The organism is Massilia sp. P2_C2, assembly GCF_056404615.1.
Genome location: NZ_JBFUDR010000215.1, coordinates 1 through 11,147 on the forward strand (window position 1 = coordinate 1; position 11,147 = coordinate 11,147).

8 protein-coding genes are annotated in these 11,147 nt (G+C 67.3%); 5 read left to right on the forward strand and 3 right to left on the reverse strand.

The window, feature by feature from the left end:
- From AC1DYX_RS21540 to AC1DYX_RS21550, 3 genes are all read left to right on the forward strand, one after another.
- On the forward strand, positions 1-926 hold a 926-nt coding region (locus tag AC1DYX_RS21540; RefSeq protein WP_477262601.1), incomplete at its 5' end, for a PilW family protein.
- Positions 927-934: 8 nt separating this feature from the next.
- A complete protein-coding gene (locus tag AC1DYX_RS21545) occupies positions 935-1,522 on the forward strand; it encodes a pilus assembly PilX family protein (protein ID WP_477262603.1) in 588 nt (195 codons plus the stop codon).
- A 10-nt stretch (positions 1,523-1,532) separates the two neighbouring features.
- Entirely contained in the window at positions 1,533-6,182 is a 4,650-nt protein-coding gene (locus AC1DYX_RS21550) for a pilus assembly protein (protein WP_477262605.1), read from the forward strand.
- Here the strand turns inward: AC1DYX_RS21550 and AC1DYX_RS21555 are convergent.
- Positions 6,179-7,195 carry a DUF3108 domain-containing protein gene (locus AC1DYX_RS21555; RefSeq protein ID WP_477262607.1) on the reverse strand — a complete coding sequence of 339 codons (1,017 nt, stop codon included), beginning with the start codon at positions 7,193-7,195 and terminating at the stop codon, positions 6,179-6,181. The two genes, AC1DYX_RS21550 and AC1DYX_RS21555, sit on opposite strands and share 4 nt — an antisense overlap.
- Positions 7,196-7,368: 173 nt before the next feature.
- On the opposite strand from AC1DYX_RS21555, the gene AC1DYX_RS21560 reads away from it, so the two are divergent.
- On the forward strand, positions 7,369-9,036 hold the full coding sequence (locus AC1DYX_RS21560) for a peptide chain release factor 3 (protein ID WP_477262609.1): 1,668 nt from the start codon (positions 7,369-7,371) through the stop codon (positions 9,034-9,036).
- Between the two features lie 103 nt (positions 9,037-9,139).
- Here the strand turns inward: AC1DYX_RS21560 and AC1DYX_RS21565 are convergent, their stop codons facing one another.
- Both AC1DYX_RS21565 and AC1DYX_RS21570 read right to left on the reverse strand, forming a co-directional pair.
- Positions 9,140-9,466 (reverse strand): hypothetical protein, encoded by a 327-nt coding sequence (locus AC1DYX_RS21565; RefSeq protein WP_477262611.1) that lies wholly within the window; start codon positions 9,464-9,466, stop codon positions 9,140-9,142.
- Positions 9,463-9,825, reverse strand: coding sequence for a zinc ribbon domain-containing protein (locus tag AC1DYX_RS21570; protein ID WP_477262613.1), 363 nt, complete (start codon positions 9,823-9,825; stop codon positions 9,463-9,465). The genes AC1DYX_RS21565 and AC1DYX_RS21570 overlap by 4 nt, the downstream gene beginning before the upstream one ends.
- 282 nt (positions 9,826-10,107) lie before the next feature.
- Here AC1DYX_RS21570 and AC1DYX_RS21575 point away from each other — a divergent pair.
- The coding region (locus AC1DYX_RS21575; RefSeq protein WP_477262615.1) for an MCP four helix bundle domain-containing protein at positions 10,108-11,147 on the forward strand (1,040 nt) is incomplete at its 3' end.

An 11,147-nucleotide genomic window follows, 5' to 3' on the forward strand; every position in this document is an offset into this window, starting at 1 on the left:
ATACCCAGTTCAGCGACACGAACGGTTACGAGCTGGCACCCGCCACCCGCGGCAACACCGCCGTGACGCCGCTGGCGCCGGTCGTCATCGAGTCGCACGGCGCGAATCCGGATCGCATCACGTTCTACGCCGGGACCTCGATGGGCGGCACGCCCACGCTGCGCCTGACGGGCGATTACACCGCCGGCGGCACGCGGTTCGACGTCGACCGCGTTTCCTACGGCTTCAACCCGGGCGACGTGCTGGTCGTCGCGCCGGAACAGTCGGGCGGCGATTGCCTGCTGGTCCAGCGGTCGGACGGCGATATGACGGCCACGCACGTGATGGCGGCGGCGGGCGGAGGCATGCGCTTCAACGGCGGCAGTGCCACGGCATCGTTCAAAGGGTACGCCGCGCGAATATTCGACCTCGGTCCTGTCGGCAGTCTTGCGTTCCGTTCCTGGTCGGTCGCCGACGGCTACCTGCAACTGCAGGCGACCGCGCCTGACGGGAGCGCGGCGCACCCTTCAACGGTGGCCGAGGACATCGTCTCTATCAAGGCGCAGTACGGTTTCGACACCCGTGTCGGCACCGCGTTCCAGCCGCAAAGCGGCCTGCAGGTGAACCGCTGGTCGGCCGCCATGATCGACGCCGACGGCTCGGGAACGGTGGGCGACGCCGGCGATTGGCAGCATATTGCCGCCGTGCGCCTCGCCGTCGTCGCCCGCAGCAAAGCCGTCGAGCGCCCGGGGGCCAGCGTGGCCTGCACGACGACGGCGACGCAGCCGGTCGTGTTCGCGAGCGCGGTGCCGTCCGGCGTGACAGCGGTGCCCGTCACGCTGAACGTCGCCGTAGCCGGCGATCCACTCGACTGGCACTGCTACCGCTACCGCGCGTTCGAGACGGTCGTGACGCTGCGCAATGCCGGATGGAGACCGAATCCATGAGCCCAGCCATGAGAACCCGGCGGCACGGCCGCACCCGCGGCATGGCGCTGCCGGTCATCTTGATCATCCTGGCTGTGATGCTGCTGGGGAGCGTGTATCTCCTGCGCTCTGTCCATTCGACGGCGCTCACGACCGGCAACCTGGCATACGACACGACCCTGAGCCGCGAGGCCGACCTGGGGTTGCACACCGCGTTCGCCTGGCTGAGCCAGACCGCGCAGGCAAACAAGGCGGCCCTGAACCAGGACGATACAGGTAATGGCTATGTCGCCACGTGGGACGCAGTCAGCCAGCCGCGCGATGCCGCCTTCTGGTCCGGCAGCCGCACCATCGACGGTGACGATGGCACCCGCATCGAATATGTCATTCACCGGTTGTGCGCGTCGCAAGGGGCGTACAGCGGCAACAACCGCTGCATGCAGACGGCCGCCAACACGGCCACGGCCGGCACCACGGTTGCGCTGGGCGACAGCCTGGCATCCGATTCCCCGGCGTACGCCAGCACGCCGCAACTGCATTACGTGATCACGGCGCGCATCACCGGTGGTCGCGGTGCGAACGTGACCAACCAGATGATCGTACTGATCGGCGCTTGACCTGCACACCATGAAGAAAATCCTTGCCTTGATGGGCGTTATCGCCCTGATGCTGGCCGGCGCCGCCGGGGCGGCCGTAACCCGCATCGCCCAGCTCCCACTGCTCAACGTCGACGGCACCGGCAACGTCAAGCCGAACCTGATGCTCCTGTATGATAACTCGGGCTCGATGGCCAGCGCGTTCACGCCGGACTACATCGACGACAGCACGACGTGCCGTTCGCGCGCATTGATGTCGAGTGGCACGCGCGGCTGCACGGTCGGGCATCCGCCGTTCAACAGCGCGGACTTCAATCGCCAGTACTACGATCCAAAGGTGCGTTATACACCACCCGTGTACGCGGACGGCACGTCGTACCCCTCGATGACGCGTGCCGCCACGACCAATTGGACCGTCGTGACGACCGACGGTTTCGGCGTCAACAAGCGCGACATGCTGGGCAACAGCGCCAGCAACACGAACCTCGCAACAGGCTTCCCGGACCTGCGCTGGTGCGATACGAGCAACGCCAACTGTGTGTACAACTCGGCGACCTATACCTATCCGAACGACGTGCGCTACACGCCCCAGGCCTATTCGACCAACCCGTACTACTACACGATCAACGTCGCCGAATACTGCACCACCGCCGCGCTGACGACGTGCGTGACGACGGCGGTGGGGGCGCCGGCGCCGGCCGGATATCCGTTCCCGGCCAAGGTGCGCTGGTGCGACAGCACCGCGCTGACGAACTGCCAGGCAAAGTATGTCGGCAACTTCAAGTACCCGCGTTTCTCGAATCCGAACGGCGGCGTGGTCGCGGCATATGGCACCATTACGATCGGCACGTCGGCGTCGACCGGCTCGGTCACGATCGACAGCGTGTCCGTGGGCGAATCCAGCGGCAACGTCGTCATCACGAACAACGCGGTGACGGCATCGACGGGCACGAACACCCTCAGCAAGCAGACGACGGTGGCCACTGCGCTGGCGGCATCCATCATCGCAAAGACGGGCCTGACGAACCAATACCTGGCCTGCGTGCGCACGCCGGCTTCCGGTTACAGCGTGCCGGCCTGCTCGACGTACGGGATCACGCTCGGCACCGACAACGTCGTCGCGGTGATTCCGATCGACTGCGCCAGCGGCGCGAGCGGCAAGTCGATCGGTGTCTGTTCCGTCCTGACCGACAGCAGCCGCGCCGGCTGGGCCATCACGGTAGCCGCGCCAGCGGCTGTCGTGCAGGCCGCGCAGCCGGCCACCGCGCTGCTTACCGTGTCTGGCACGGCCAGCAACAGCAAGCAGGCGACCAGCCGGACCGTGCTGGCCGCCGGCACCAGGCTGGGCGGTAAGACGCTGATCTCGTCGGACATCACGTTCGGCAAGGGTGCCAGCAATACCAGCGTGGCATCGACGATTCTTGCCGCCATCGGCACCCAGGGCAGCGTCACGGCATATGCCGGGGGCAACGGCATCACGTCCGCCTGTGCTGCCAAGGGCGCGGATACCATCTGCGTGGCCGACAGCGCCGCGGCGGCGGGCGGCACCGCGCTCGCCATGGGGGCCCTCACGAACAACGGTGGCACCATTAGTTTCGCGCTGACGCCAGCGTCGGCGCCGGTGCCGGCCGTCTACGATGCGATCCCCGTGACGACGACGCCGCTGGGCAGCGGTGCCGCCGTGTTCGTGCGCACGGACATCGTTCCGTCCGTGACAAGCTACCCGAAGGCCGCCGGCCGCACCGACTGCGCCGGCGCCACCTGCACGTACGACGAGGAGATGACGAACTTCGCCAACTGGTACGCTTACTACAAGACCCGCAATCAGATGATGAAGACTGCCGTCGGCCTGGCGTTCCAGTCGCTTACGTCGAACTACAACGTCGGCATCGTTTCGCTGTCGACCGCTGCGGCAGAGGGTACGATGAGTCTGCCGCAGCAGTTCGCGGGCAGCCCCCGGACCAGCTGGTATGCGACGTTGTACGCGATGGACGGCAGCCAATCCACGCCGCTGCGCCAGGCCTTGCATGCGGTCGGCAAGATGTACGCGAACCTCAGTCCATACGTCGCGGCGGCGGGATCGGAAGTGGTGCAGTACCCGTGCCAGCAGAATTTCACGTTCCTGACGACGGACGGCTACTGGAACGGCGGCGCCGCGGCCACCGTCGTCAACAACGACAATGTCGAGAGCACGGCGCGCTTCTGCACGCGCGCGAGCGGATGCTACGATCCGAGTGCGCAGACCTACAATTCGCTGGCGGACGTCGCACTGTACTGGTACAACGGCGGCTCGAACAACGCTACCTCGTCCCTGCGCTCGACGCTGGAGGACTGGACCAAGCCTGGTCTCGTGCCGGCCCAAAATGGCGAGAACACGCGCCTGCACATGAACACGTATACGCTCGGCCTGGGCGTGGACGGCGTCATGAACTACGAGCCGAAATACGATACCGCCCCGATACCGGGCGGCGACTTCTACAACCTGATCACGGGCGTGGTCAGCGGCTGCCCATGGAACGGCAGCGGCGCTTACGTCTGGCCGGATCCGAAGACGGGCGACTCCAGCGGTTCCGCCGCCTACCAGTCGCGCGTCGACGACCTGTGGCATGCGGCCATCAATGGCCATGGCCATTATTTCAGCGCATCCGATCCCACCCAGGTGGTGCACGGCCTGAGCTCGGCACTGTCGTCGATCCAGGTGCGCATCGGCGCCGCGTCGGCGGCCGCGACGTCCACGCCGAACATCTCGCAACAGGACAACGACATCTTCTCGTCCACGTTCACCACGGTACGCTGGTACGGCGAACTGTCGGACCGCAAGATCGACCCTATCACCGGCGCCGTATCGACCACGGCCGCGTGGACGTCGTCCGACACCGTCGGGCGCCTCGTCGGGGCTAGCAGCGACACCCGTACAATCTGGATGCTCGACGCGGTGAATGGCGGCCTGAAGTCGTTCAGCTACGCGAACCTCACCGCCACCGAAAAGACCTGGTTCGACAACAAGTGCACGGCGCTCGCACAGTGCGCCAGCCTGTCGTCGACCGACCGTGCCACGGTCAATGCGGGTACCAACATCGTCAACTGGCTGCGCGGGCAGCAGCAGTATGCCGACGGTACGATCCTGCGCGGGTACACGCGCACGGACCACAACCCTCCCGGTCTCACCTCGACGGTCCCGATCGTGCTCGGCGACATCGCTTCGTCCAAGCCGGCCTACCTGCGCGATCCGCGCAAGGGCTATTCGATCGCCGGCTATGCGGACTTCAAGGCCGCCAACGCCACGCGCAGCCCGACCGTGTTCGTGGCGGCCAACGACGGCATGCTGCACGCGTTCGACGCTGCCACCGGCACTGAGTTGTGGGCGTACGCGCCGCGTATCACAATGAAGAAGCTGTACCTGCAAGCCAGCACGACCTACGGCACCAACCACCAGTTCACGACGGACGGTGCGCCCGAGGTGGGCGATGTCAAGATCAGCGGTACGTGGCGCTCGGTGCTCGTCGCCGGACTGAACGCGGGCGGCCGCGGCTACTATGCGCTGGACGTGACCGACCCGGCGCATCCTACGGCATTGTGGGAGCTGTGCGCCGACGCGGCCGTATGCACGGGCACCAACTACGACGCCGATTTCGGCCTCACGTTCGGCAACCCGCAGTTCGGCACATGGAAGGACGGTGGCGGTACCGAGCACTGGGTCGTCTTCCTCACCTCGGGCTACAACAACGTGCCCGACGGCGTAAGCAACGGCAACGGCCAGGGCTACCTGTACGTCGTCGACGTAGCCACGGGACAGGTGTTGAACAAGACGAGTACGGGCGACGGCAACCCGACGACCCCATCCGGGTTCGCGCGCATCACGGCGATCACGGCGAATCCGCTGACGGATCCGTTCGTGACCTATGTTTACGGCGGCGACAACCAGGGCAAGATGTTCCGCTTCGACTATACGGCAGGCGGCGCCCCGGTCGTCGTCCAGATGGCCGACGCCGGCACCGCACAGCCGGTGACGACCCGCCCCGAAGTCACGCTGTGCCAGGCCGCCGGCACGGATGCCCAGGGCAATGTCACGAATGCCGCGCGCACGATGGTCGTGTACGGCACCGGCCGCCTGCTGGACATGTCCGACATCGCGAACACGGACACGCAAAGTGTCTACGTGCTGAAGGATACCGGCACTGGCATTTCGGCCGTCGACTGGCGCACGGCCGCGAAGATGGCCCGGATGCGCCTGACCAAGAGCTCCGCCGGCGGCACCGACACGTTTACGATCGGTGGCACGCCCGTGAGCTGGGCCACCCAGTCCGGCTGGTACATGGATCTCGACCAGAACACCGGCGAGCGCGTCAACCTCGACCCGAAGGTGGTCTCCGGCACGCTCAACGTCGTGGCCAACCTGCCGACGTCATCGTCGGCCTGCTCGGTCGGCGGCACCAGCAACCTGTACCAGCTCGATGTCTGCACGGCGCAGCCGCTGCTCTTCGACGCGAACAACAATGCCATCGTCGGCCATACCTTGTCGAACACGTCGGCCGCCGTCGGCTCCATCATCGTGCGCTTGCCGAATGGTGCACTGAAGCTGATCGCGACGACGGCCGACGGCAAGAACACGCCGTTCGACCTGCCGCCCGCCGCGGCGCAGAATGCACGCAAGGCGGGCTGGCGCCGCGTACGCGACTAAGGCGGGCCGGCGGCGGGTCCGATGGCGCTGAGGGTTTGCGTGACGCTGGCTGACCCGTCGTCCACGCGCAAGCGCACGGGCATCCAGCCCTGTTCCGGCGCGAACCACACGTCGAGCCGCGCCATGCCGGGCGCCGCCAGCTCGGCCAGGTGCCATGCCGTGACGGTCCTGGTTCCGGTCGCGACTGTTTCCTGCCCGAGCACGCGGAAGCGCGCGACGCGCAGGTCGCGTGCGCCGGCCACGACGATCTCGACCGTGTCCCTGATCTGGTCCGGTTCGGCGAGTCCGATGCCCGCCAGCTGCATCAGCAGCGAGGCGCGATCCTGGATGCCCACGTTGTCCGGGCTCTCGGTTCCGGCCGCGCGGAAGAGGACGCGGTGGCCGGCCGCATCGAATTCCGTGACGAGCGGTCCGCCTTCCGCTTCCTCGCGGGCAACCCCCGGCGCGATACCGGCGTCGCCGCTCGTGCCTTCGCTGTGCAGGCGGCCGAGTGGGCCGTCCATGTCCAGCACGTAGCTGTCGCCATCCGTGCGCCATGACAGGTGCGCCGCGCCGGCCGGCACGGGCGTGCCACCCACCGGCTGGCGTACGACCTCGTAAATCAGCAGGGCGGGGGCGGGCAGACGAACACGGTAGCGCCCCGGCATCTGTGTCAGCGGCGGCACGGATGCGCCGGCCAGTTCCACTGCCGCGCCATCTGGCGGGGACGGCAAGGCTGTCGGGGCGTCACGGGCGGACGGCGCCTTCGGTGAAGCGCGCTGAGCGCGCGGAAGTGTCCGTGCGGTGGAGGAAGGCGGCGCGACGGAGGGCGCAACTGGTCGCGGCGCCGCCGCGCGCGTCGTCGCGGGTGGCATCAGGCGCACGCTCAGGTCGGCGGCGGACGGTTCGGGCGCGGGCGCGTATGGCCCGGCTCCGCGCGCGGCGAGCAGCTCGAGCATCGCGAAGTGCGCCGCGGCCGAGCAGGCGCACAGGACCATCAGGCGCAGGTTCCGGGTCAGGACGGCAATCTTCATCCCGTTAGTGTAGCCTGTGCGGGCGTGCCCAGGCATCGCCAAGTGCAGTCGAGCAACATGTCATTGCCAGGTTTGCAAACCGGCGACGAACATCGGTGCGCCAATCAGTTCACACAGGGTGGCCGGGAGCCGGTAAAATCGAGTGTTTTGCATAGCGCCTGCAGGGCGAGACCATGTCCAACGAAATCGACGCAACTACCACCGACATCCAGGATGGTGCCGAGCAAACTGTCACCAGCAAGCCGGCCGCCACGATCGCGCGCGAAGTGGCGCGCCGCCGCACCTTCGGCATCATTTCCCACCCCGACGCCGGCAAGACGACGCTGACCGAAAAACTGCTGCTGTTCTCGGGCGCGATCCAGCTGGCCGGTACCGTCAAGGGCCGCAAGAGCGGCCGCCATGCGACGTCGGACTGGATGGACATCGAGAAGCAGCGCGGCATCTCGGTCGCGTCGTCGGTGATGCAGTTCGAGTTCCGCGACCACGTCATCAACCTGCTCGACACGCCGGGCCACCAGGACTTCTCGGAAGACACGTACCGCGTGCTGACGGCGGTCGACTCGGCGTTGATGGTGATCGACGCGGCCAAGGGCGTGGAAGAGCAGACCATCAAGCTGCTCGACGTCTGCCGCATGCGCGACACCCCGATCGTCACCTTCATGAACAAGCTCGACCGCGAAACCCGCGATCCGCTCGAACTGCTCGACGAGGTGGAGTCCGTGCTGAAGATCGAATGCGCCCCGGTGACGTGGCCGATCGGCATGGGCAAGAACTTCCGCGGCGTGTACCACCTGCTGAACGACGAAGTCATGCTGTTCAAGGCCGGTGAGGAGAAGGCCGACGGCGCCTACGAGATCATCAAGGGCATCGACAATCCGCGCCTGACCGAGATGTTCCCGCTCGAGATGGAACAGCTCAGGATGGAAGTGGAGCTGGTGCACGGCGCCTCGCATCCGTTCGACCTGGAGCGCTTCCTGTCGGGCGTGCAGACCCCCGTGTTCTTCGGTTCCGCGATCAACAACTTCGGCGTGCGCGAGATCCTGTCGGCACTGATCGACTGGGCGCCGGGCCCGCGCGAGCGCGACGCGACCGTGCGCGCCGTGCGCCCGGACGAGCAGCCGTTCTCCGGCTTCGTCTTCAAGATCCAGGCCAACATGGACCCGGCGCACCGCGACCGCATCGCGTTCCTGCGCGTGTGCTCGGGCCGTTTCGAAAAGGGCATGAAGGTCAAGCATCTGCGCCTCGGCCGTGAAGTGAAGCTGTCGTCGGTCGTCACGTTCATGGCGTCGAGCCGCGAACAGGTCGAGGAAGCGTACGCAGGCGACATCATCGGCCTGCCGAACCACGGCAACATGCAGATCGGCGACAGCTTCTCGGAAGGCGAGATGCTGACGTTCACCGGCATCCCGTACTTCGCGCCGGAGCTGTTCCGCACGGTGCGCATCCGCAATCCCCTGAAGACCAAGCAGTTGCACAAGGGGCTGCAACAGCTGGGCGAGGAGGGCGCCGTGCAGGTGTTCAAGCCGGTGATGGGCAGCGACCTGATCCTCGGCGCCGTGGGCGTGCTGCAGTTCGAGGTGGTGGCGAGCCGCCTGCTCAACGAATACGGCGTCGACGCCGTGTTCGAGGGTGCGAGCATCAGCAGCGCGCGCTGGGTGTCGAGCGACGACAAGAAGGCATTGTCCGACTTCGAGACGCAGCTGGCGCACAATGTCGCCTATGACGCGGCAGGCAACCTGGCGTACCTGGCCACGTCGGGCGTCAACCTGCGCCTCACGCAGGAGCGCTGGCCGAAGCTGCAGTTCCACGCGACGCGCGAGCACGCGGCCAAACTCGATTGACGGATCGGTATGCGTGGTGGGCTCGGGGAGCCCACCCTACGGCAATGCGCACGTCGTCGGGTGGGCACCCCGTGCCCACGCGAACGCATGCGTACTGCGATCATCATTTGCGCGGTTGCGCGATCAACGCCTCCACGATACTCCCCACGTAACACACGACGAACACGATTCCGGCCAGCGTGACGCTGAACGGCGTCGGCCGCGCCGCCAGCTGTGCCTCGAGCGCGGCCGGATCCAGCGCGATCTTGCCGCTCAACAGCTGGTCGGTCATCGTATTGGCCTCGTCCAGCGCAAAATTCACATACAGGATCGCGGCCACGACGGCCGGCACGAGGAACAGCAGGGCACGCGTGCGCCGCCCCAGGTAGTACTGGCCCACGCCAGGAAACACCAGGGCCGACAGCAATGCGCCCACGCTCTTGCGCTTCATTCAAACTGCTTTCGAGAAGGTGCGCACAAGTGCTCACCGATCTCTTCCTGCCCCGAGCCGTCCTGCTGACCGTGCTCGTGCCTGACAGGCGTCACTTTCCCGCCTCCCGCCGGCCAAGCGCCGGCGGCAGTGCCCGGCGTCACCGCGTGGCTCGCCTCGGGTAGCGCCGTTTGCGCTGCATGGGCGCCGGTGGCGAGCCGTTGCAGATTGACCGCCGCGTTCACGTCGCGGTCGTGATGCGCGGCGCAGCCTGCACAGGTCCAGGTGCGCTCGCCGAGCGCAAGCAGGTCGTTACGCTCCCAGCGCTGCAGAGTCTGGATCGTGGTCCCCAGCAGCCTGGCGGCCGGCCCGATTCCCATTGTGCTTTCCATGATCACGATTGGACACCTCTCCTCACATTTGGTTCGACTAGAGTCGAGCTCCTTCGCAATGGCGGGCTTGACCCACCGCAAAGGTCAAACTCCGGGGCGGCGTACATTCATTAAATGCACGCCGGAAATTTAGCTCGCTCCGCACATTACCACACGCCGATGGCGGATCGCAGCGCCACCGTTTCGCCCCCATGCTTCGCAGCCTGCCTTGCAACCCACAGCACCAGGAGGAGACATGACGCCCGCCTTCACCCCCGCCCCGGACCTGGCATGCTAGCCCGGCTGCGCATCGGTCCCAAGCTGCTGCTCGCGCCCGGCGTCGTGCTGGTGCTGCTCGTGCTGCTGTCGTGCGGGGCGTACTACGCGATGGTACGCCAGAACGAGTCGCTCGACAGCATCGTCCAGCGCCGCGCGGCGAACATGCGCGCCGCCGCCGAACTGTCGACATCGGCGCGCAGCGCGCATGCCGAGGCCTACCAGGTGCTGACCTGGATCAGCGGCAGCTTCCCGCGGTTCCGCGTCGATCCGCTTGTCGCCGACCTGCAGGCCCGGCACGGCGCCGTCGACCGCGACCTGGCACAGCTGGCACGCCGGATGGCCGACAGCCCGGACGAACAGCGCTACGTGGCCGAGGCGCGCGCCGCGTGGGCGCAATACGGCGACGCCGTGCGCGATGTGGTCGAGATCGCCCGGATCGACCAGTCGATCAGTGCCAACGCGATGGTCAAGGCCGAGCGCGCGTTCGCGGTCGTCGCCCAGCGCCTGACGGAACTGGCGCGGCGCGAGCAAGCGCTGTCCGAGCAGGCGTCCGCCGGGGCGGCCGCGGACTTCCGGCTGATCGCCGTCCTGATGCCCGTGGTGATCGCGCTGTCGGTCGCGGCGTCGCTGGCCATCACGCTGGCCGTGCGGCGCGCGCTGCTGGCGGACGTCGCCGCGATCGGTGCGGCCGCCAGCGCGCTGGCCAGCGGCGACCTGACGATCCGTGCGCGGGCCACCGGCGACGACGAGATCGCGCAGACGGCGCGTGCGCTCGACGCCGGCATCCGCGGCCTGAACGGCCAGTTGCGCACGGTGCTGGATTCGGCGCGCTCGATCGGTGCCGCGTCGCGCGAGATCACGCTGGGCCGCGCCGCCTTGCCGCCGCGCGCGCACGTGCGCGCCGCGCTGGAGCGCACGACGGCGTCGATCCAGGCGCTGGCGGCGGCCGCCGGCACCGGTGTGGCCGAATCGCGCGCAGCCGACGAACTGGCCGCGCGCGCCGGCGCCGTCGCGGAAGAGGGCAATGGCATGGTGCACCGGCTGGTCACGAC

Excerpts from the sequence above, each read along its gene's own strand:
- AC1DYX_RS21545 (WP_477262603.1), top strand. The coding sequence starts at position 935 with ATGAGAACCCGGCGGCACGGCCGCACCCGCGGCATGGCGCTGCCGGTC.
- AC1DYX_RS21550 (WP_477262605.1), top strand. The coding sequence starts at position 1,533 with ATGAAGAAAATCCTTGCCTTGATGGGCGTTATCGCCCTGATGCTGGCC.
- AC1DYX_RS21555 (WP_477262607.1), bottom strand. The coding sequence starts at position 7,195 with ATGAAGATTGCCGTCCTGACCCGGAACCTGCGCCTGATGGTCCTGTGC.
- AC1DYX_RS21560 (WP_477262609.1), top strand. The coding sequence starts at position 7,369 with ATGTCCAACGAAATCGACGCAACTACCACCGACATCCAGGATGGTGCC.
- AC1DYX_RS21565 (WP_477262611.1), bottom strand. The coding sequence starts at position 9,466 with ATGAAGCGCAAGAGCGTGGGCGCATTGCTGTCGGCCCTGGTGTTTCCT.
- AC1DYX_RS21570 (WP_477262613.1), bottom strand. The coding sequence starts at position 9,825 with ATGGGAATCGGGCCGGCCGCCAGGCTGCTGGGGACCACGATCCAGACT.